The following is a 21,130-nucleotide window of genomic DNA, read 5'->3' on the forward strand; positions in this document are numbered from 1 at the left end:
CGAGCCTCGCTCGGGCCGCGGGTGGCGCCCTGGGGTGGTCATCGCCGCTCCCGGTAGGTGTCGATGGGGGAGCTCGAGGTCGCCGTCACGATGCGTGAGCCCGGGACGCCTGGGACGGCCAGGTCGGCCAGGGGCACCCGGCAGGAGATTGTCACCGTCGCGGTCGCGGGGGTGCCCGGGCGGGAGCGGAACCCGGAGGTGTCGACACTGACGCGAGGAGTCGCGCAGGCCAGGTGCTGGTTGGTGACCGAGGAGCGTGCCGCCTCGCTCGCGGCGTGCTCGGCGCTGGCCTGGCTGCGCGAGATGGACGCAGCTCGGGCGGCATCCGCAGCGGCTGACTCGAGCGCCTGGTGGGCGATGGCCATCCGGCCCCCGACGATGATCAACCCGACGAAGAGCATGAAGGCCGGGACCCCGATCGCGGCCTCGAGAGTGGCCGATCCACGCTCGGATGTCCTGCTTGGGTGGGCGGTCATGAGGTGATGCGTTCGACGGGCACGGAAGCGGACTGGGTCACGTGCGGCTGCCATCCGGGGATGACGCTCAGGGCGCGGCCGGTGATGGTCACGGTCGAGGTCGTCGCCGTGCGTCGAGCGCTGACCGTGGTCGCACTGAGTGCGTCCCCGGCAGTGTCGTCTAGGAAGCTGCGCGCGCTCGAGGCACCGGCGGCGACGCTGCTGCGTTCGGCGCCGGCGGCGCGGGCTCCCTCCTGCGCCGCGGCGAGGGCCAGGGTGCGTGCGTGGTAGACCAGCGCCGCCTGCAGGCCCAGGAACATGACCGCGAACAGGGCGGGCATGAGCACGACCATCTGGACCGACGTCGACCCGCGCTCGGCGGTGCGACGTGGTCCCGGCCGCTGGGGCTGATGCGTTGGCACGGGCACGGTCGGCTACTTGATCTTGGCGGCCTCGGTCGTGACGTAGCCCTTGATCGCAACGACGACGATGCCGACGATGGCGATGAGGGCGACGGCCCACAGGACCTGCTCGATGGTGACCGAGCCGCGTTCGGAGCGGCGCGGGCGGGCCTGAAGGGTGTCGAGGGCACGCAGGCCGAGGACGTGGAGGGTGGCGGCGACGTAACGCATGGGAGTTCCTCTCAGAGACAGGGTCTTTCGGGTGTGAACGGCACGACAGGTGTGCCCGGTCAGGAGGGTCCTCCCATCACGCGCAGGAGGGCGGGGGCGACGAGGATGGCCAGGAAGATGACTCCGAGCAGGCTCATCGGGATCGTCATCCGCTCGGCCACCTCGTTGGCCGAGGCCTTGTCCTTAGTCAGCAGTGCGGTGCGCAGGCCGGCTGCGCGGGCGCGCAGGTTGCTGTAGACCTGCGAGCCCTCCTCCCCCGACAGTCGCATGATGTCGGCGAGGTCGTCGAGCTCGGGCAGGCCGAGCTCCCGCGCGAGGGCGTGCAGCGCGTCCCAGGGAGTCAGACCGGACCAGCGAGTGCGGGCCAGCTCCTCCCCGAGCCGGGCAAACACCCACGAGTCGCCCACTGCGGCAGCAGACTCCATCGCCTGTCGGGGTCCGGCCCCAGCGAGCCGCTCGAGCGCGACGAGGTCGATGTACGCCGCGAGGGCACGGGTGAACTCGGTACGGGCGCGGCGAGCGTCGTCGTGCACGTTGTAGTTCGGCAGCCAGAACATCACCGCGGCGAGCGCGAGACTGGCGGCCGCCGGCAGGTAGAACGGCAGGCCCGCGCCGAGGCTGTTGAAGAGCACCGTGAACAGGGGTGGGATGGCCAGGGCGAGGAGCGCGAAGGTCACCTTCTCCCCGTAGAACCGGGACAGCGGTCGCCGCAGCAGCGCCAGGTCACGGGTCGGGACCGGCCCCCACACGGCGCTCGGGACCGCGGCCATCCCCCACCGTCCGAGGCGGTCGGTCAGGTCACCGGGCGGCGTCAGCGCCTCGGTGGGTGGGGTGCGCAGGTACTGGTGCGGTGAAAGCCGGTCCAAGGCGTCGCGCAGGTCGGGGTGGGTCGGGGTCAGCGCCCACAGCAGCCCGGCCACGCCAAGCCCGACGAGGGCGCCTGCGGCGATCACGAGTTGCAGCGTCGTGGGCGCGGTCATGGGTGCTCCACGTTGGGGCGCCAGCCGATGAAGCGGGCGGGTGGGGTTCCGGTGGCCATCCGGCGCATCCAGAGCAGAGTGGCGACGTACAGGGCCAGTAGAGCGGTCAGCAGGAGCTGGCCGACGCCGCTGCGGTAGGGCGCGACGTACTCCCCCGTGATCGCCAGGACGGTCAGGACGCCGACGGTGATCAGGGTGACCCATCGGGCGGTTGCGCGCGGCTTGGCTCGGTCGGCCTCGACCTCGCGTCGGGCGCGCACGTCGGCGGCGACGGACTCGGCCAGAGCATCGAGGACGCTGGCGAGGCCGGCGCCACGGCGGCGGGTGGCCAGCAGCAGGTTGGCGGCGATGACGTCGCCGGTGGCGTCGTCGAGGTCGTCGGCCAGGGCTCGGATCGCGTCCTCAGTCGACCAGCGGGCGCGCAGGCGGGAGGCGAGGCGGGTGATCTCGGGGCGGATCGGCTCAGGCGCTGAGCGGAGCGTGGCCACCAGGGCCTGCTCGAGGCCGGCGCCCGCGGTGAGGACCCCGGCCAGTGAGCGGGTCCACTCCTCCATCGCCTCCAGCCGGGCAATGCTCGTCCCGGCCGTGGGAGCCGAGAGCAGGTACGGGAGCCCCGCGCTCGCCGCCGGCGCGATGAGGACCGCCAGCCACCACCCCGTGACCGCGGCGACGAACGCCCCGAGGATCAGGCCCGCTCCGGCGAGAAGCATGGTGCGGCGGTCAATCTGCGGCGCCCGCCGGCCGCGCAGGCGCCGTGAGGGGGCGGGCGGGCGTGGCGGCACCGGTCGCAGCCCGGCGATGACGCCGAGGAGCCCCGCGACGATCAGCGCGCCGGCGACGGCAGGGACGGCCGGCGTCATGACGGTGCCTGCGCGTGGCGGTAGTAGCCCTCGAGGTCGAAGCCGTACATGGCGAGTTCTCGGTAGTCGTCGTCGAGGACGTACGGGGTGGCCTCGCGCTGGCCGGGCGGGGTGCGGAAGGCGTGCTGGATCGCGTAGCCGGTTCCCTGCTCCCCCGGGGTCAGCGTGGCGACCTCGGAGACCCAGCGGCTGCGGCACCACGTGCCGTCCGGGTTCGGTGTGGTCTCCATCTGGACGTGCACGACGATGTCGATGGCCGCAGCGATCGCACGCACCGCGTAATCGTGGGTGACGTGGGGGCCGGCCTCCATCGCGCAGGTGACGAGCTTGGCGATCGCGCCCTCGGCCGAGCGGGCGTGGGTTGTCGAGATCGAGCCCGCGCCGGACTCCATCGCCTTGAGCATCGCGAGGATCTCGTGACCGCGAACCTCCCCGACGATCTGGCGGGAGAGGTTGAACCGGAACGAGTCGAACAGGGCCTCAGCGAGGGTGAACTCGCCCGCGGCCCGCCCGTCGGCGCCCCGCTCCCCCGAGCCGGGCCTGGCCTCCCACGCGACGACGATCGGGTGCAGCTCCGGCAGCTCGTGCAGGTGCAGCTCATACTCGGTCTCGAAGGTCCCGATCGCCTCGTGCGGCGGGATCTCGGCGCACAGGGCACGCACCAGCGTCGTCTTGCCCGCACCCTGCGCGCCCGCGACGACGATCGAGCGGCGCGCCTTGACCGCGGCCGCAAGGAACGAGGCCATCACCTCCGACATCGCGCCGAGCTCGACCAGGTCGGACAGCCTCACCCGCTGCAGGCGGTGGCGCCGGATCACCACCGACGGGCGGGGCGTCACCCAGGCCGCCGCGGCCAGCCGTGCCCCACCGTCCAGGCGCAGGTGCAGCCGTGGCTGCGCCTCCGAGAACGGTCGGGCGTTGGCCTCGCTGCGGGAGGCCAGGAAAACCAGGAAGTCGACCAGCTCGGCGTCGGAGTCGGCGACCGGAGGTCCGGGCACCAGCCGGCCATCGGTCAGCTCGAGCGTGACCCGGTCGTGGCCGGTGATGAGGATGTTTTCGACGGCCTCGTCGTCGACCAGCGGCTGCAGTCGGCCCAGTCCGAACAGCGCGTTCTCCACCGCCGCCGCCATCGCGGCCTGCTCGACGGGTGACCACGCCGGGACGCCGGCGGTGACCCGGTCGGCGATCTCCGCCTCGATCAGATCCCTGATGATCTCCCGACCCGTGGAGCGCTGCGCCGGAAGATCGACACGGCCTGCGTCACTCCCGAGGGCAGCCGCCAGTCGGTCCGACGCCTGCTGACGCAGCGCGGCCACCACGCGCCAGTCGAGATCTCCCGCGAACGGCCGCGGAGCCGGACGAGACGTCACCAGCGACACCGGAGGTGCGACAGCTGGTTTCGGCGACGCTGCGGCGAGCGAGAAGGAGCCCCGGACGCGACCGCGGCTTGGCGATTCCGCCCCCGCCGGGCCGAACAGGGGAAGGTCAGTCGGGTCTGGGCCGACCGGCTCGCGAGGCTCGGCACTCATGCGGTGCCCCCCGCCGACGCCGTTGAGCTCACCACTGCCGCCACGAGCGCGTCATCACCGGCGAGGTCGCTGCGCTCCCGGCTCATGCGGGTGCGCAACTCCTCACCCGTGCGGCGCAGTGATCGCATGTACGCGGAGCCCTCGAATCGTCGAGACCGCGGCTCGCCACGGGAGAACACCGCCGCCGCGCTCTCGTCCCACGCCACACCGGCGACCACGGGAAGCCCGAGCACCTTGGCGATCTCACGCGCCCCGTAGGGCCTGCCCTCCCCCACCGTCATCAGACCCACGGCCGAGACGCCTCCCCGCGACTCGAACTCCGATCTCAAGGTCTCGGCCCAGGACCTGGCCCCGGCCAAGGCGACCAGATCCGTCCGGACCACCAGCAGACAGACATCTGCCCCGTACAGAAGCGGCTCCGGAGAGCCGGCCAGGCCCAAGCGTCCAGCGTCGATGATGACGTCCTGGCCGAAGGTGTCCAACCGGGCGAACGCCTCGGCCAAGGGCTGCCACAGCCCGGCCAGAGCACGAGCCTGAGCGTGGGATCGCGTCCCGGTCAGCAGGTTGACGTTCGTTCCGGGCATGCTCATACCGAGTGCGGGGATGACCTCCTCGAGCCGAGCAGGGTGGTCGCGCATCGCCAGGTCCACCAGGGAACCCGAGGGCTGAACCTGGCCGCGGAAGTGACCGGCCAGCACGGCGGATCCGCCGGTCGGATCTGCCTCGACCAGAAGCAGCGGCCGTGGCCAGGTCATCGCCAGACCCAGGGCCGTCGTGGTCACCCCCGGCGAGCCCGAGGCCGAACAGAGCGCGATGGTCGACATCAGCGCGCCCTCGAGTCGAGCACCAGTGCCACGTTGCCCGTCGACGCCCTGGCGGCCAGCACCGCCGCATCGGCCTGCGGCACCGCCACCGTCACGATGCGCGTGCCCGTCACGTCGTCCACGACCACCGACACGACCGTCGCCACCGTCACTGCGGGGCCTGCGTCCGTCAGCTCCCCCTGCTCCCCCGGTGTCGCCACTACTCGAACGGGGTCGCCTGCCCGCAACGGTTCGCCCGGCAACGCCGCCACGCTCACGCCGATCCCCACCAGCGACATGCCCTGTGCAGGCGTGACGTCCTGCGTCACCTGGCTTCCCGAGATCAGGGTCCCCGCCGCGATGTCGAGAGCCGCACGCTGACCCACGATCTCCGCCAGGCGAGTGGCGGGGATCGGCCGCAGGGCCGGGTCGGCGTTGAGGCTCACCGTCATGAGGTCCCCCTCAGTGATCACCTCACCCCGCTCCACCTCGGATCGCGCGGCCAAGACACTGACCGTGGAACTCGTCGCCGACCACGCCCACGCGGCAAGCAAGCCGCCAAGACACACCAGGGCCAGCGACGCAGCCATCAGCAGTGGCCGTCGTCGCGGTTTGACTGCCGCTGTCAGCGGCACCGGAGACGGCACCGGGCGCGAGGCCGGTTGCATCGTGTCGGCCCGCTTCGGGTCGGCTGTCGTGGTCATAGCGACCCCTTCGCCTTCAAGCTCGGTGCTACTGAGTGAGGACCTGGACCTCGCCGACGGTGATGACGACGCTGTCCGAGAACTGCAGCGGGATCGAGCCGCTCTGGCCGATCCCGCTCCAGTCGACGCGCCAGTACGACGTGGCGCGAACTGTGTAGCGACCCTGCTGGTCGTAGCGGTAACCGCACGTGGGGCTCTCGCTCTTTCCATAGGAGTCCCGGTAGGCCGTGCCTGACGTGCGGCATACGACCACGTGGCCATCGCCCATCGCCCAGACCACCTTCTCGACCTTGGCTGTGGCCGTGACCGTGTAGCCACCGGCAGATGCGGACTTCGTCACCGGCCCCCACGTCTCCGCCGCGTCACTGGCGTTCCACATCCACACCGGCATGCCCACCAGGCCGATGGCGTCAGGGCGGCTCTCCGGAACGATCCCGATGGACACGGCGCGCAAGTTCATCGTCTCTACAGCTCTCGCCGCAAGGCTTGCAGGATTGGGAGGCGCGCCGTTCGGTGGCTCGGCCAGCCACACGAGATAGATCACGCCAACAAGGCGAGGATCAAGGGATCGAGTGCACTGGTAGATCTGCCCATCCCGATGCCCTTGCCAAACGGGATCATCCTTCGCAGGCTGAGGCATCGCCGCTCGGCAGTAGGCCTGCTGCGATTGCGACCACCAACCATTCTTGCTCGCACATGGCACTGTGCGCGTGCCGCTGCCGAGCACGTAGGTGCAACGACGCGCTTCCTGCGGAACCGAGGGCCCCTCAGCCCCGCTGGGACCTCCGGGTCTGCCTGGCCCCTCGGGCCCGCCCGGCTCCGTGATCACGATTAGACACTTCCCGCTGCCTGGATCGGGCCAAGTCCCCGGAGGGCAAGAGATCGGGGCAGCCAGCGCCCCTACTCCTCCGACCCCCAAGGTCCCCGCACCAAGGGCGGCAGCCCCCAGCAAGGTCAGCATGAGGAGCCCTTGAGGGTGTCTTGTGTGACGACGAACTTGCCCGAACGAGACGACACGTCATACGAAAAGCGCTGAGCATCGGGGCGCTTGGGGTTCACCTGCGACCGACCGTCGGCGTCGATGAAGTCAATGCCCTTCACGTTGACGCATGCAGACACCTTGAAGGATCCGGAATCTTCGGGGGTTGCCTGGACGTCGCTCACGAGGGCCCCGCCTGTTTGACGCCAACCACTCTCTCGGTAGGTGAGCAGAGCTATGCGTCGCTGAGCGAACGCTTGGCCGTCGGCCACCACCTTCAATTCGTTAATTGACCTTTGCGGATCTGTCGCGAGTTCATCGAGCAGCGTCCAGTACGCCACCACCGCCTCTTGAGCGAGGCGAGCGTTTGGTGGAACAGAGCCACCGGAGGATCGGCTCGAAGACGGTGACGGAGAGCTCGGCTCGTCGACGGTGGAAGGGCGCGGCGAGGTTGGCAGCGAGGTGCCAGCCGTCGACTCACACCCGGCGATCATCACGAGGCCGACAGCTGCTGCACAGAGCGCCATCGCGTTCCGCAAGATGCCTACAGGTGGTCGCATCGGCCCCTCCGATGAGCTACCGCCTCTTTCGAGGTGGTCCCAACACGATGGCACGATTTCGTCGCCTCGTCACTGGCCAGCGAAGCCTGTGGATAACTCCCCTACCCCCGGCTCCACCGCCCACGGCGGTCGGCCGCGGCTGCGGACTGACACCGCCCTCCTAGACGCAGATCACGGCGCCGAGCGGCTCGGCCGAGAGAGTTGTCACCCGTCGCCGTGACGGCCACTGCAGGTCGCGCGAAAGCGGCATACCGCCCACTATGTCTCGGGACGAGCGGATGAACCGTGAAGATGGCACGTGCGTGGTCAGCGCATGGCAGCATGACCGGGGAACGCAGGCGTGTTGACTGTCCGCGGGCGCGCAGAGACTGATTGCAACGTGGGGTAAGGCGAAAGATGACGGTTGAGCCATTAAGGACGGTGCAGGCTGTCCTTGAACGATTCGACTCGACGTTTTTGGACTTCGTCAATGCCTTCAATGAAGGCCAGTACGTGCTGTGGCTGGGGTCGGGCATCTCGCGTGAGAGAGTGCCGAATGTCTCTGAACTTCTTGGTCGCGTCGTTGAGCATCTCCGCACGCACGTCGTCCAGCAGGACGCGGATTGCAGCTACCGCACGGCGCTCAACGAGGTGCTACGGCTAGCTGGCCTCAACCGCGAAGAACTGGAAAGCATCGACTTCTCGACTGCCGTCGACAGTTGGCCACTGGGGGACCGCATTATCTCTGCGCTGGTCACCAATTACTCGCGTGTCCTAGATGTGCCCGTGGGCGATGACCGGCCCGACGACTATCTGGTGTGGGCGGGTCTCGACGTCCCGAATACGTACGGGTCACCGGACCTCGAGCCCGACGTTGAGCACTACTGCATAGCGGTCCTCATGCTCGAAGGGCTCGTTAGCTCGGCGGTAACCGCGAACTGGGACGGACTTCTTGAGAAGGCCTTGAATGAACTGACGCCGGCGTTCAGTTCCCTTGTTCGGGTCGCCGTAAAGCCAGACGACTTCCGCATCGCCGGACCCCGCATCGAAGTAGTCAAGTTCCACGGCTGTGCTGTGCGCGCTCGCGATGACGAGCCCGAATACCGGAGTCTCTTGATTGCGCGTGAATCCCAGATTTCGGGATGGACTGAGCAGCCAGAAAACAAGACGATGCGTAAGCACCTTGAGGTTTTATATTCGGACCGGTTAACGCTGATGGTTGGTCTTTCGGCGCAGGACGCAAATCTCCATACGGTTTTCGCGGCCGCCATCCAGGACTTGGCTCGGGCCTGGCCAGCATCCCCGCCGGTTGTTGTTCTCAGCGAAGAGCACTTGGAGTCATATCACCGAAATCTCCTTCGACTCACGTATGGCTCGGATCACCAGGGTAACGCCAGTGCTATTGCGCAGTCCGCGCTCTTGGGCTCATACGGCAAGTCAACCTTAATGGCGCTGGTCATGTGGTCGCTCACCGACAAGTTGAGCTTCTTAATTGAGCATGGCGCGGGGGCCGCATGGGGTTCGGCTGCGGTGAAACAGCTGCAATTAGGCCTGCTTAGCTTGCGTGACGCGGCAGCTCTTGAGGCCGATCCAGCCAACCTCGAGGCGCTTGAGCACTCGGCGATCGTGAAGTACCAGAGGGAATTCCTCTCGCGTTTTGTCGACGTGACGAACCTAGGTCTGACTGTCTTTCGTACGGGTCGCATGCCTCCTGCTGGTGAACGTCGCTACGGACCGCTGTCGGACCGTCCCGTCGCGCAGGCGGTCCACGGCGCGGACTTCCCCGCAAAACAGTTCGGGCGGCTCGGCGTCGCGTTGGCTTTGATCGGTCGCGGACTTTCGTCTGGTGATTGGTCGGCTGTGCCGGGAGACAGCGCCGCACCTCGCGACGGTGTGGTCCGCCTGATCACGAACGAGCGGGATGCGCGCGTGTTCTTTGTGAAGGATGCCACGACATTGATGAAACTCGAGTTGAACGGCTCGTTCGACGATAGCGATGGAGATGTGCTGATCGTCGTTGCCGATGAGGAGCCCCCCGCGTCGACTCGGTCACCGAGGTCTCGCTTCGGTCGCGATGGCAGGACGAGCGCTGGGCGGTTTAGTGTCGCCACTAATCTTGCTGCCACGGCATCAGTGGACGACCTCTATGAGGCATTCAAAATGGCAGGAGGCTTCTGATGACAAGTGTCCAGGACGTCGTCGCTGTGTTAGAGGGAGCCGGTTTCGAACCTCTTTCGAAACCCTTGACGGTGGCGGGTACGGAGTTCGACTTTGAGGCCGCGGCTCGTGGCACCAACACGTCCCACGATTTGGTTCTCGTTGCGACCGACCAAGTGCCGCCTGTACGCCTACAACGTCTGGTAGTGGGATTGGCTCGTTCTCTTGACTTGGCAGCGTCCCGCAGACCCTTGAGTCTCGTACTCGTCGGCGAAATCGCCGCCGCCAGCCGGATCGAGCTAGAGCGCTATGCCCGCGTCCTCCCGATCGCGTCCACCGCACCTGACGTGGCCGAGATTGAGGAAGCAGTTGCGGTCCTGCTGCCACTCAAACTGCCTAGGGCAGTCCTAGTTCATGGCAGCGACCCCGTCAACGAAGTCATGGCCGCGCTGGGCCCTGTCAAGGCGACATCGGACCACATCGCTCTCATCCGGGCTGCGGCTGACGGAGCCGAGGCGGTGCGAGAAGCGCTGCGACGATACGCGAATGAAGGGGCGGGATGGACCGACGAGACGGGGAACGAGAATGAGTGAGGTCCCGATCCAGCGCCTAGTCGTTTCTGACTTCCGTCGCATCGAAGGCACGCGCGAACTTCCTTTCGATGCGCCGATCGTCCTTATCCACGGTCCGAATGGCACAGGCAAGACCAGCGTCCTGTCCGCGCTCGAGCTGGGTTTGACCGGCGCCATTCGCAGCATGGAGCGACAGTCTGACCGCTATCGGGCACACCTGCCGTTCTTCGGGCAGGCATACGCGACCGTTCGAGCCGACGTCGCCGACTACCTTCAGGTGGGCACCCCTGGAGTGCCACTCACCGTGAACGGCGCTCGTTTAGAAGGCACCCCATCGTTGAGCGAAGTTGCCGCAAAGTTCTACGCCGAACGGTGCTATCTGGATCAGTCGTCGCTAGGCCGTCTGCTCGACTTATACCAGACCCGGGAGGGCAACGAGCAGACGGCGCTCGAGCAGTTCGTGAACGAGATTCTCGGTCTCGAGAAACTGGACGCCCTTCGCGACGGGCTCAGCGACGCTAACGACCTCAGGCTTTTCAAAAGGCTCGCAGTAGGCGTCGACGAAGCCGACCGAGAGGCGAAAGCAGCGGCGATCCAACTTGAGGAGCAGAGCGCGCTGCGGGTCGAGATCCGAAAGGAGGTCGCCCGCGCGCGGACGGCGACCCGCGCCGCCATCACAGGACTTCACGCGGATACCACCGACCGCATGGCCGACGGCGCCCTCCTTGCGTTGGTCCGGTCGGCGCTCAACCCCGAGGGGAACCAGGCCGACTCTGCGGCCGCCATGAAGTTCCACCAAGAACTCATCGCGCTGGGTGGTCGCATCTCGGCCCTGGCAGCACGCCCGAGCATGCAAAGAATGCAGGAGGCCCGCACCGCGATGGCGGCTGCAATAACCGAACGGAAGGCTTGGGAAGCCACGGACGGTGCAAAGGTGCGGGCGTGGGAAGCCGCAGCCGAGGCGGCAGGCCTCGACCTACGCGGCGAGCCGCGCTTCGCTGTCGAACAAGCCACCAATCAAGCCCTCCAAATCCTGAAGGACGACTCCGACGTCGGAGAGCGGGCGAAAGCGGTAAGCGCCCAGCTTGACGCGGACCGAGTGGAGCTGGACAGGCTTCAGGCCCAGCTCGCAACCGCTCATGAACACTCAAGTGCACTCGTCGAGACCATGGCCACTCTTCGCACGGTCGTCGACGGCACCAATGTTTGTCCGGTTTGCGACAGGGACTTCAGTGAGGTCGGCCCCCGTAGCCTCGTCGCACATATCGACTCGAAACTGGCCGAGCTCACCGATCACAGGGAACGTCTCGTTGAGCTTCGAAGCGCGCGCGACCAAGCAGCGGCGGCGGTCGCGCGAGCGGAGGCTGAGCATGCCCAACTCACTGCCCGGCGCCTGCCCAGCGACCAACTGAAGGCCGTCGAAATGCGCTACGTACACCTTTCCGAGCTCTCCGAGCAGAGCGGCGGCATCGACTCCGCCAAGGCCCACGGCGCAAGCCTCAATCGACGCCTGCGCGAGGTTCAGCAAGAACTCGACACTCTAGAAACAGCAGCGTCAGAGGAGCGCCACATCAGCCATGAGCTGGCCAGATATGCAGCCCTCCTGCAGGTCCACGTGCCCTCAACGGTCGATTCCTTCCAGACCGCGTGGAGAGAGCTGCTCGACCGAGCCGGAAGCGAAGTTGCGCGCCTGTCCCACGCTGCTGACCAACGCCGGAACGCCAATGAGGAAGCGGGTCGCCTAGAGGCCGCATTGAAACGCGAATCGGAGATTGTCCAACGCGTCGCCGACATCGCGGAAAACAAAAAGTATTGGGATGACCACCTCGCGGAAGCGAAGCGCCGCCAAGGGGTAGCGAGAGAAGTCCACAAGGCCGCAACGCAGGCACGCGCCCGCATCGTTCACCAGGTCTTTACGGAGTCCCTCAACGATGTTTGGAAGAGCGTGTTCACGAGGCTCGCCCCGAACGAGGGATTCATTCCCAGGTTCGGCGTCCCCAGCGCCACCAAGAAAACGTTCAACATCATGTTGGAGACCACCCACCGCAATGGGGATGCCAGCGGCCCTCCTCAAATGATGCTATCTGCGGGCAACCTGAACACCGCAGCCCTTTCTCTGTTTCTCGCGCTCCACCTCGCCGTCGAACCGATCGTTCCGTGCCTAGTCTTCGACGACCCTGTCCAAGCCATGGACGAGGTACATGTCGCACAGTTTGCCGGCCTCATTCGACTTCTGGCCAAACGGAATAGCCGCCAAGTCATCATTGCCGTCCACGATCGCGAACTGTTCGATTACTTGGCACTCGAGCTCAGCCCGGCCTACGCGGGCGATGAGCTCATCACCATCGAGCTCGGCGAACGTGCGGCCGACGAAGATCAGGGCGTCACCCGCCACGTCTGGGAGCCGGATCACGCCATCGCCAACTAGTTCCGAGACACACTGCGATCATGGAGGGGTGGACGGCCCGAGCACCGAGATGGTGGCCCCAACACGCCGTGCGGGTGCCCCACGCCGGACTCGCGTTGTGACGCCTCCATCGTCGGGGATGCGAAAATGGGCCTCGAAGGGCGATGCGGCAATGAGATCGCGGCCCGGTGGCCGCGTTCGGGAGATGACAGTTACACCTCCGCCGGCAAGTGGCCACCCCTCTTTGGGATTGTCAGTCGTCACCGAGAGATGAGTCCATGGACGGACGACTGGCAGATGAGCACACGGGCCTGACTAAGCATCGCATCCGTGGCGACCGCCTCACCGACGAGCACACGGGCCTGACGACGCATCGCATCCGTCGTGGGTGACCTGTCGCACTTCGCCGTGGGGTCGGGTATTCGGTGGCGTTTCCGCCCGCTTCAAGCCGCGTCACACCGCCGCCAGCCGACCTAGCTCCTCGCGGCATGAGCGGAAGAATCGCGAGGAGCGAGTCGCGCTGTAGGGTCGGTGCATCGCTGCGCTCTTCGACGCCGCCACTATGTGCAGCGGAATAGCTGCTCGTAGCCAGCCGGACTCCACCGGCGGTTGCGCGATGGCGTCGTCTGTGGGGCTGACTGTCGGGTCGTTGGGCCGCGGGGTGATTGCCCCTCTTCCCGTGGCGCCTAGGCCACGTCAAACCCAAGGCCCGGGAGTCCGACTTAGGCGCTGGGTCGCCAGCGACGGCGGTCCGGTGTCCATGTCAGCGCATCTGCCGCCTCGATGCTAGGTAGGACGACCACGGATTCGTCGTAGAGGCGCCAATCGTCACGGGAGTAGGCCTCCGCAGCGATGAGAAGGGTTGAACCGTGCTCACCGTGCAGGAGAACCTCGGTCACCACCCCGGGGGTACGGCAACCCTCCGCGAGAGTGTCGTAGGCCACCTCCACGTTGCGCACAGGTCCACGCAGAAGCGGCGCGTCGTTGCGGGGACGAAGGCTTCCCACGGCCGCGGTCGGGAGGCTTCGAGTGGAGCCAGACGTGAAGCTGAGCCCAAACAGCCCGTCGTCTTGGTACGTCGCTACCTGCCGATCGCCCTCATCGGTGCGCGCCACGAGCCAGTTAAACGGCACACGCTGATCCGAGGATGCCGCCCACTCTGCAAGCTCGCCGGCGTCCGGGTCGTTCAGCGCCCACTCCTCGCCTTCCCAGGAAAGGACTCGGATACGCCCTAGGCACAAGATCGTGCTGATGTTCCGGGTTGTCCAACCCACAACGTCGGCGTGGCCTCCGGCGTCCAGGAGATCAGCGACCGCCTCCTCAGTCATCGCCTGCGCGTCCTCCGCCGAGGGCGGCGCACCAAGGCCACGAGAGGAAATGAACACGGGAAAGGGGCCACCGTCCTCCCGAAAGACAGTCCAGGCCACCTCACCGCCACCCTGCGGAGTGAACTCCCATCCGATGCCGTCCCGGCGGGACACGTCACTGCCAATGACCGCCCGCCACCGATCACGCCAACCGACCATGAGCGGATGCTAACGACCCGGCAGACAGCGCTCCGCCCGTTTCGCCAGCCGCGTCGATTGCGCGCCACGCGGCATGAGCGGAAGCGAACCACGCTGACAGACTGGCGACATGCTCCAGTTGTCGGCTGCCCAACTGGTCGACCTCGAACGCCTCTGGTCCGAGCTCGGTTTGGCCTTCCCCATGGCCTCACCACCGGAGAGCGACGACGAGGTGCTCGCCGCCGCACTTGATGCCTGGATCGCCGGCGTCGTCAGCAGCGAGGGTCGCATGTCGACCGCTTCCGTCGACGAGCTAACTAACGTAATCAAGGGCTTGGGCGCTGGAGGGCGGGCCGCTGCCTTCGCACAGCGGGTCGTAGCGGTGGTTCGGTCGGCTCGCTAAGCGGATGTGCGCCCGTTCGGTCCTGACGGTCTGCGGCACGGGCGCACGTTCGATCCGGCCCGTTTCGACGGTGAGCACTCACTACGGTTCTGCCATGGCCTGGACAGAGACCCATGTCTTCGTGGATCCACTAGTGGACCTGCGATCAGAGCCGGACCGTGCCGATGCCCTTGCTGCGGAGCTCCTGCGTGAGATCGGCCGAGGTCACGTGCTGGATGGGCAGCTATGGAGGGTCGTTGCTGAAGCCATCCCGCAGGATGAAGTGCTGGTCGCGGCTGGGGAGGCAGCCTTCCTCGTTCACCTCACGTGGACAGGGCGCGCTGAAAGCCCGCCGTGGCCTGCGGCGGAGCGCGTCGACAGCGCTGAGGAGCTCGAGCGCCTCATGGAGTTCAGGTACTGAATATGCGCGGCATGAGCGGACGTTGAGGGGAGGGAGGTCAGAGCATCTCCTGTGCCCATTCGAGCAGGTCGGCGGCGTCTTCCTGACCCGGCAGCATCCCCAGACAGATGGCGGCGCTGACTGTCCGGTCTTCGTGATCCGCGATCGTCGTGCTGTTCCCGTGCTTTGCCTCAAGGAAGCGCCAGAGCGCGCGATTCGCGGACACGATCATGTCCAGGTCAGGCGCCGGCGCCTCCCACAGGGCTATCAGCGCGTCGACCTGGTTTACAAGTTGGGCTGGCACCTTGCCACGCTCACGTATCAGAGCCGCGATCTGAGACATCGCGACCCGGTATCGCTCTGACACCTGCGACGGACCAAATGGGTCCGAGACCCAGTTCCACTCGTGCCGCTCGTAGGCGTCGTCGGCGGCGCGGACCCAGTCGTACGAGTCCGTGCTGTGCACCCCGCCCTCGGTGACAAGCACGGCTGATGGCACCACCGTTTTCCCCCGATAGATCGCAATGCTGGCCTCGTCGACCTCCAGTTCGTACTCCGGACGCAGTCGAAGCCACGGAAACGTGCGACGTTCGCCGATCCGTCGAAGTCGTACGGTGCGGCTCGTGGTCATGGCAGCGGATTCTGCCGCAGCCGCACGCGGCGTCACTCCCCTCGAACAACTACTAGCGGCATGAGCGGCGGATTCGAGAACGCAACAAACTACTCTCGCGTGATGCGCATTGTCGTGCTCCTGATTGCCGCGACGCTGACCGTCGGGATAGCTGGGTGCAAGGGGTCGGCCTCCAGCAGCGTCTGCGCGACGACGACGCCGGTGGGCGCTGACTGTCCGGACACGGAGTCGAACGGGGGTTGACCTCATCACCACCTCGCGGCATGAGCGACCGGTTCGACCGGGCTCCTCGTCTACTCAGGAACTGGGTCTAGCCAGGCACAAAACTTGTCGTACTCGGCCGGTGCCGAGCCGTAGAGATGGACGTTGCCACTTCGCTTGTCGACAACGATTGGGCATGACCCCACCAGTTGGTCCGAGAACGACCGGGTCCGAAGCCACCTCCGCGTGGCGTAGTGCAGGATCCAAGCTCGCGAGTGCTCTTCGACATCCCAAACGACAACCTCGTCGTCCTTGTCTGGTGTCTTTGGCCAGCCGGCCATGACGCCCTCAACTTTTCGGCGCGCAGCTTCTTCGTCCAGCATCACCGGATGTTAGGCGAGACTCGGGCGAGTTGACTGCTGGGTGAGGGGACGCCTCAGCGATCTGCGGCATGACCGGACGCAGGGTGAGCGATGCTGATCGCGTGAGTGCTTACTTCGCGCGGCGCAAGGAGCATCGACAACGGGCTCAACAGCTACGGCGGCTGGGTGTCTGCGGTGGATGCGGACATCCCTGGTCCGAGCATCCCGGATCCGGCAATGACTCTGACGGGATGTGCGGCGAGTGCGCCTACGAGTTTGACCACGGCCAGCGAGAGTCAACGGCGCCCGGATGTCGCCTGCCGATCCCGCCCACCACCTGAGAGGACTCCTCGCGGCATGACCGATAGGACTGGCGCGCCGGGGAGCCTGCGCGATGTCGTGGCAACTGCGCTGTCGTCACTGGGATGACGCGGAAGCTGGCGCGGGACTCGGATGTATCCGCGTTCGCCGTGAGTTTCTTCGCCATCACTGGGACGGCGCGGAAGTTTGCGCTCATCGGCATGAGCGATCAGTTCCACCTGTGTCACTTGGCTGCGGGCCGATCTCTCTGCTCACGGCATGAGCGGCCGCTTGGGAAGCGAACCCAGCTCAGTGAGCGCTGAAGTGCACCAACTGCTCATCTGGTGGTCGCGGTCGCGTACTCCTCGTCGGTGACATGGTCGCCCCAGGTGGCGTCGTCGTCTTCCCACATGGCCAGATGAGTCGTGAAGTTCTCGGGCAGGGCGCCGTGCCAGTGCCGCTCCCCGGGTGGGGTGTGGACGGTGTCGCCGGGCCGCATGATGATCACGTGGTCGTGGGTGGCGACGACGCCGATTCCGTCAGTGACGTGGAGGGTCTGTCCGAGGCTGTGGCTGTGCCAAGCGGTGCGGGCGCCGGGGGCGAACCGGACGGTGTTGACGCGCAGGCGCGAGGGTGCGTCGCCGCGGGCGATGACGTCGAAGTGGACGTCTCCGGTGAACATCTCGGTCGGGCCCTTGGTGGTTGTTGCGGGGGACAGGTGCTTCACGGTGCCTCGTTGGTCTGCGTTTTGGGCGTGGGCGTTGGTGCCGTTGCGGATGGGCCTTGTTCGAGGGTCCAGCTGGCCAGCAGGCGAAGCGCCTGGTCGGCAGAACTGTCGGGTGGTGCGGTGTACACGTTGATGCGTTGTCCCGGGTCGCCAGCGAGCTCGAACGCCTCATAGTCCAGTTCGAGGTCGCCGACCAGGGGATGGTGGAAGCGCTTGCGGCCGGTGCGGTGGTACCTGACGTCGTGGGCGGCCCAGCGCTGGCGAAAGTCCTCGCTGCGGGTGGACAGTTCGCCGATGAGGTCGGTGAGGTCTTTGTCGTAGGGGTCTCGGCCGGCTTCGGCGCGCAGGAACGCAACGCAGTCGTTGGCTGCCTTGTTGTAGTCGAGGAAGAAGTCGCCGGCCGTGGGGTCCAGGAAGACGAACCGGGCGCTGTTCGGGGTTCTGCCCGGGCCGGCTTGCTCGTACAGCGGGCTGTACAAGGCCCGCCCGAGGTCGTTCGCGGCGAGGACGTCGAACCTGCCGTTGCGCAGGTAGGCCGGCATGGGCATCTGGTCGAGGATGCGCTGGACGGCCGGGCGGACGCGGCTCTTGGCCGGCGTGCGGCGCAGTGCCTGCTTGGCTCGGGGGGTGGCCAGCGTGCGCACGAGCCGGTGGAGGTGGTCGCGTTCGGCTTCGTCGAGCTGCAGGGCGTGGGCGATGCCGTCAAGGACGCTGTCGGAGACGGTGCCGACGCTGCCGCGCTCGAGTCGCGTGTAGTACTCGACGCTGATGCCGGCAAGCAAGGCGACCTCCTCGCGGCGCAGCCCGGTGACGCGGCGGTTGGCGCCGTAGACGGGCAGCCCGGCCTTGTCGGGGGTGAGCTTGGCGCGGCGAGTGGTGAGGAAGTCGCGAAGGTCGTTCCTGGTGGTCACGTTCTTCACGGTACGGACCCGTCGGCGATCAGGCAGTCCCTGTCAGTACCCCTCTTTGCAGGGCCTGTCGCGCCATTGGCGGGTGCCGTTGTCTTGGAGCGTGACCACGACCACCGACTCCACGAACGCTTCGGCTGAGACCGCCCGCGGCGCGGACCCGACCGGGCCTGCGCATCCGCGCGCCATCCTGACCATCATCCTCGTCAGCTACTTCCTCATCCTCCTCGACAACTCCGTCATCTTCACCGGGCTGCCGTCCATCGCCGCCGCTCTGCACCTCGACGCCACCGGACTGTCCTGGGTCCAGGACGCATACACGCTGGTGTTCGGTGGACTGCTCCTGCTCGGCGCCCGCCTCGGTGACCTCCTGGGTCGCCGACGCGTGTTCATCGCCGGGCTGGGCGTGTTCATCACCGCCTCGTTCCTCGTCGGGATTGCCCCGACCGGGTGGTGGCTGATCACCGCCCGCGGCATCCAGGGCATCGGTGCGGCCATCGTCGCCCCCGCCGCCCTGTCCCTGATCACCGCGAGCTTCCCCGCCGGGCCGGAACGCAACCGGGCCGTCGCCTGGTACGCCGCGACCGCCGGCATCGGCGCCAGCGCAGGCCTGCTCGTCGGTGGCGCAGCCGCGCAGTGGGTGTCCTGGCGCGCCGGGTTCTTCATCAACGTCCCCCTCGGCATCGCCGTGGCGGTCTTGGCGCCCCGGTACCTGCCCGCAGTCGACCGACAGCGCGGCCGCTTCGACATCCTCGGCGCCCTTGGCGCCACCCTCGCGGTCGGCACCCTGGTGTTCGGGGTGCTGGAGTCTGTGGACCGGGGTTGGTCCTCACCGGTCGTGCTCGGGTCCTTGGTCGCCTCCGCCGTGCTGTTCGTCGCCCTCGTGCTGCACGAGCGCCGTGCGGCGCAGCCCATCATGCCGCTGCACCTGTTCGCGGATCGGCGCCGTTGGGGCGCGTATGCCGCCCGCGCCCTGTACCTCGGCGCGATGATGGGCTTCTTCTTCTTCACCACCCAGCTCATGCAGGGAGTCATGGGCTTCACCGCTTTCCAGGCAGGTCTGGGGTTCCTGCCCATGACGGCGGTGAACTTCGCCGTCGCGACCGCCGTCCCCAGGCTGACTGCCCGTTTCGGCGACGCGCCGCTGCTGGTGGCCGGGGTCGCAGTCACTCTCGTCGGCATGGCCTGGCTCGCTCAGGTCGACCAGACGAGCGCCTACTTGAGCGCGGTCGCCCTTCCCATGGTCCTCATCGGCGTCGGGCAGGGCCTGGCATTCGCCCCGCTGACCAGCTTCGGCATCGCCGGTGCGCGCACCGAGGATGCCGGCGCCGCCAGCGGACTGGTCAACACCGCCCACCAGCTCGGCACCGCCGCCGGCTTGGCAGTCCTGGTCGCCGCCTCAGCCTCAGCCACCGACCTGGCCGTGCGCGTCTCGAGCGCCTTCACCTGGGGCATCGGATTTCTGGCTGCGGCACTCGTCGTGACTGTCGCCGTCATCGTTCCCGCCGAAAGGAAGAACCATGCCTGACTGGACCACCCGGGCCCTGCATGACATTGGCCGAGCTGAGGAAGTGCAGCTGGCCACCCGCCGTGAGGACGGCAGCCTGCGTCGGCCCCGCATCATCTGGGCCGTTATCAACGGCGACCGGGTGTTCATTCGCTCCACCAACGGCGTGACCGCCGACTGGTACCGAGCCGCCACCCTGACGGGCTCCGGGCAGCTCGTCGCCGGGCGCGCTGCCCACGACGTCACGTTCACCCACGTCGACGACGGGGCCGCCCTTGACCTCGCGGACGCTGGCTACCGGGCCAAATACGGCCGCTACGTCAGCATCGTCGACCACCTCGAGGAGTCTGGCCCGCGCGCCGCCACCCTCGAGGTCCACCCCGCCTGACCAACCCCCCAACTCCAAGTCAGCAAGGAGCATCCGCCGTGAAGGCAGCCATCTTCCAAGGCCCCGGCAACATCGAGGTCGGCCACCGACCCGACCCCACCATCGAGATCCCGACCGACGCGATCGTCCGCGTCGTCCGCGGCTGCGTCTGTGGGTCCGACCTCTGGTATTACCGAGGCATCAACCAGCACAAGGTCGGCAGCATTGGCCACGAGTACATCGGCGTCATCGAAGCGATCGGCGACGCCGTCACCGAGCTGACCGTCGGCGACTTCGTCATCGCCCCGTTCACCTACAACGACGGCACCTGCCCCGCCTGCCAGCACGGCTACCAGTCCAACTGCGAGCACGGCGGCGCATTTGGCAACGGCGACATCGACGGAGGCCAGGGCGAGAAGGTCCGCGCCCCGTTCGCCGACGCCTCCCTCGTCAAGATCCCTGGCGCACCAGAGGACTACACGAACGAGCAGCTCGCATCCTTCACCGCCCTCTCTGACGTCATGTGCACCGGCTACCACGCTGCCGTCAGCGCCGGCGTCAAGAAGGGCGACACCGTCGCCGTCGTCGGCGACGGCGCTGTCGGGCTCTGCGCGGTCCTAGCGGCGAAGAAGCTCGGCGCCGGCCGCATCATCGCGCTGTCCCGCAACCCTGCCCGGCAGGTCGTGGCGAGGGAGTTCGGCGCCACCGACATCGTCGAGGAGCGCGGCGACAACGCAGTCGACCACGTGATGAGCCTGACCGATGGCGCCGGCGTGGACGCGGCCTTGGAGTGCGTTGGCACCGACCAGTCCATCGCCACCTGCGCGGGCATCGTCCGCTCTGGCGGCATGGTCGGCGCCGTCGGTGTGCCGCTGTACGAGGAGTTTGAGTACAAGACCCTGTTCTGGAAGAACATCGGTATCAAGGGTGGTGTGGCACCCGCCCGCCAGTACATCCCGGACCTTCTCGCGGACGTCCTCGCCGGACGCATCAACCCCGGACGTGTTATCAACTACACCACCGACCTCGACCACGTCGCCGACGCCTACACCGCCATGGACGAACGCCGTGCCATCAAGTCCATCCTCACCGCCCCCTAGCGCTAGGTCTCCCGAGCCATGCCGATGAGCGGACCTATCACGGTCCGCTCATCGGCATGAGCAGGGTGTTTCGACATGCGTCACTTCGCCGCCTGTCGTCCGTTACTGAAGGTTCGCCCAGCC

23 protein-coding genes are annotated in these 21,130 nt (G+C 67.2%); 8 read left to right on the forward strand and 15 right to left on the reverse strand.

What is annotated here, in order from left to right:
* Window positions 1-38: 38 nt before the first annotated feature.
* The 10 genes from HL663_RS15080 to HL663_RS15125 all read right to left on the reverse strand — a co-directional run bounded on the left by HL663_RS15080 (window position 39) and on the right by HL663_RS15125 (window position 7,283).
* Window positions 39-386: a pilus assembly protein gene (locus tag HL663_RS15080; protein WP_286175690.1), complete on the reverse strand. Its 348-nt coding sequence runs from the start codon at window positions 384-386 to the stop codon at window positions 39-41.
* A gap of 86 nt (window positions 387-472) precedes the next feature.
* Window positions 473-796, reverse strand: coding sequence for a TadE/TadG family type IV pilus assembly protein (locus HL663_RS15085; RefSeq protein WP_286175691.1), 324 nt, complete (start codon window positions 794-796; stop codon window positions 473-475).
* A gap of 93 nt (window positions 797-889) precedes the next feature.
* Complete coding sequence (locus tag HL663_RS15090) at window positions 890-1,087, reverse strand: hypothetical protein (protein ID WP_173029133.1); 198 nt, start codon at window positions 1,085-1,087, stop codon at window positions 890-892.
* A gap of 59 nt (window positions 1,088-1,146) precedes the next feature.
* Entirely contained in the window at window positions 1,147-2,040 is an 894-nt protein-coding gene (locus HL663_RS15095; RefSeq protein WP_286175692.1) for a type II secretion system F family protein, read from the reverse strand.
* Window positions 2,041-2,063: 23 nt separating this feature from the next.
* Window positions 2,064-2,927 (reverse strand): type II secretion system F family protein, encoded by an 864-nt coding sequence (locus tag HL663_RS15100; protein WP_173029135.1) that lies wholly within the window; start codon window positions 2,925-2,927, stop codon window positions 2,064-2,066.
* On the reverse strand, window positions 2,924-4,297 hold the full coding sequence (locus HL663_RS15105) for a TadA family conjugal transfer-associated ATPase (protein ID WP_286175693.1): 1,374 nt from the start codon (window positions 4,295-4,297) through the stop codon (window positions 2,924-2,926). Before HL663_RS15105 ends, HL663_RS15100 begins: the two co-directional genes overlap by 4 nt.
* A gap of 155 nt (window positions 4,298-4,452) precedes the next feature.
* Window positions 4,453-5,280, reverse strand: a complete 828-nt coding sequence (locus HL663_RS15110; RefSeq protein ID WP_173029137.1) for a MinD/ParA family ATP-binding protein — start codon at window positions 5,278-5,280, stop codon at window positions 4,453-4,455.
* A complete protein-coding gene (locus HL663_RS15115; protein ID WP_286175694.1) occupies window positions 5,280-5,963 on the reverse strand; it encodes an SAF domain-containing protein in 684 nt (227 codons plus the stop codon). Before HL663_RS15115 ends, HL663_RS15110 begins: the two co-directional genes overlap by 1 nt.
* 28 nt (window positions 5,964-5,991) lie before the next feature.
* Window positions 5,992-6,507, reverse strand: coding sequence for an ATP/GTP-binding protein (locus HL663_RS15120; protein WP_173029138.1), 516 nt, complete (start codon window positions 6,505-6,507; stop codon window positions 5,992-5,994).
* Between the two features lie 410 nt (window positions 6,508-6,917).
* A complete protein-coding gene (locus tag HL663_RS15125) occupies window positions 6,918-7,283 on the reverse strand; it encodes a hypothetical protein (protein WP_173029139.1) in 366 nt (121 codons plus the stop codon).
* 615 nt (window positions 7,284-7,898) lie between these two features.
* Between HL663_RS15125 and HL663_RS15130 the strand changes: the two genes are divergently transcribed.
* Genes HL663_RS15130 through HL663_RS15140 form a run of 3 tightly spaced genes read left to right on the forward strand, consistent with a single transcriptional unit; the run spans window position 7,899 to window position 12,638 of the window.
* The gene (locus HL663_RS15130; RefSeq protein WP_173029140.1) at window positions 7,899-9,659 is read left to right on the forward strand and encodes an SIR2 family protein; all 1,761 of its coding nucleotides are present in this window, start codon (window positions 7,899-7,901) and stop codon (window positions 9,657-9,659) included.
* The gene (locus HL663_RS15135; RefSeq protein ID WP_173029141.1) at window positions 9,659-10,231 is read left to right on the forward strand and encodes a hypothetical protein; all 573 of its coding nucleotides are present in this window, start codon (window positions 9,659-9,661) and stop codon (window positions 10,229-10,231) included. Before HL663_RS15130 ends, HL663_RS15135 begins: the two co-directional genes overlap by 1 nt.
* Entirely contained in the window at window positions 10,224-12,638 is a 2,415-nt protein-coding gene (locus tag HL663_RS15140; protein ID WP_173029142.1) for an AAA family ATPase, read from the forward strand. The genes HL663_RS15135 and HL663_RS15140 overlap by 8 nt, the downstream gene beginning before the upstream one ends.
* A gap of 701 nt (window positions 12,639-13,339) precedes the next feature.
* On the opposite strand, the gene HL663_RS15145 is transcribed toward HL663_RS15140, so the two are convergent.
* Window positions 13,340-14,143 (reverse strand): hypothetical protein, encoded by an 804-nt coding sequence (locus HL663_RS15145; protein WP_173029143.1) that lies wholly within the window; start codon window positions 14,141-14,143, stop codon window positions 13,340-13,342.
* 109 nt (window positions 14,144-14,252) lie between these two features.
* Here HL663_RS15145 and HL663_RS15150 point away from each other — a divergent pair, with 109 nt between their 5' ends.
* Window positions 14,253-14,525 (forward strand): hypothetical protein, encoded by a 273-nt coding sequence (locus HL663_RS15150; RefSeq protein WP_173029144.1) that lies wholly within the window; start codon window positions 14,253-14,255, stop codon window positions 14,523-14,525.
* 94 nt (window positions 14,526-14,619) lie between these two features.
* On the forward strand, window positions 14,620-14,925 hold the full coding sequence (locus HL663_RS15155; protein ID WP_173029145.1) for a hypothetical protein: 306 nt from the start codon (window positions 14,620-14,622) through the stop codon (window positions 14,923-14,925).
* A 37-nt stretch (window positions 14,926-14,962) separates the two neighbouring features.
* On the opposite strand, the gene HL663_RS15160 is transcribed toward HL663_RS15155, so the two are convergent.
* The 4 genes from HL663_RS15160 to HL663_RS15175 all read right to left on the reverse strand — a co-directional run bounded on the left by HL663_RS15160 (window position 14,963) and on the right by HL663_RS15175 (window position 18,036).
* On the reverse strand, window positions 14,963-15,535 hold the full coding sequence (locus tag HL663_RS15160) for a hypothetical protein (RefSeq protein WP_173029146.1): 573 nt from the start codon (window positions 15,533-15,535) through the stop codon (window positions 14,963-14,965).
* Window positions 15,536-15,828: 293 nt separating this feature from the next.
* Window positions 15,829-16,119 carry a YrhB domain-containing protein gene (locus HL663_RS19465; protein ID WP_173029147.1) on the reverse strand — a complete coding sequence of 97 codons (291 nt, stop codon included), beginning with the start codon at window positions 16,117-16,119 and terminating at the stop codon, window positions 15,829-15,831.
* 616 nt (window positions 16,120-16,735) lie between these two features.
* Entirely contained in the window at window positions 16,736-17,125 is a 390-nt protein-coding gene (locus HL663_RS15170) for a (R)-mandelonitrile lyase (protein WP_286175696.1), read from the reverse strand.
* Window positions 17,122-18,036, reverse strand: a complete 915-nt coding sequence (locus HL663_RS15175; RefSeq protein WP_216842586.1) for a helix-turn-helix transcriptional regulator — start codon at window positions 18,034-18,036, stop codon at window positions 17,122-17,124. The genes HL663_RS15170 and HL663_RS15175 overlap by 4 nt, the downstream gene beginning before the upstream one ends.
* A gap of 100 nt (window positions 18,037-18,136) precedes the next feature.
* Between HL663_RS15175 and HL663_RS15180 the strand changes: the two genes are divergently transcribed.
* The 3 genes from HL663_RS15180 to HL663_RS15190 are packed head-to-tail and all read left to right on the forward strand — an operon-like array spanning window position 18,137 to window position 21,007.
* Window positions 18,137-19,561 carry an MFS transporter gene (locus HL663_RS15180; protein ID WP_173029149.1) on the forward strand — a complete coding sequence of 475 codons (1,425 nt, stop codon included), beginning with the start codon at window positions 18,137-18,139 and terminating at the stop codon, window positions 19,559-19,561.
* A complete protein-coding gene (locus tag HL663_RS15185) occupies window positions 19,554-19,928 on the forward strand; it encodes a DUF2255 family protein (RefSeq protein ID WP_173029150.1) in 375 nt (124 codons plus the stop codon). Before HL663_RS15180 ends, HL663_RS15185 begins: the two co-directional genes overlap by 8 nt.
* Before the next feature lie 38 nt (window positions 19,929-19,966).
* Complete coding sequence (locus HL663_RS15190) at window positions 19,967-21,007, forward strand: zinc-dependent alcohol dehydrogenase family protein (protein ID WP_173029151.1); 1,041 nt, start codon at window positions 19,967-19,969, stop codon at window positions 21,005-21,007.
* The last annotated feature ends 123 nt before the right edge of the window (window positions 21,008-21,130 follow it).

The sequence above is a fragment of the Arthrobacter sp. NEB 688 genome (assembly GCF_013201035.1).
Taxonomy (GTDB): Bacteria; Actinomycetota; Actinomycetes; order Actinomycetales; family Dermatophilaceae; genus Phycicoccus.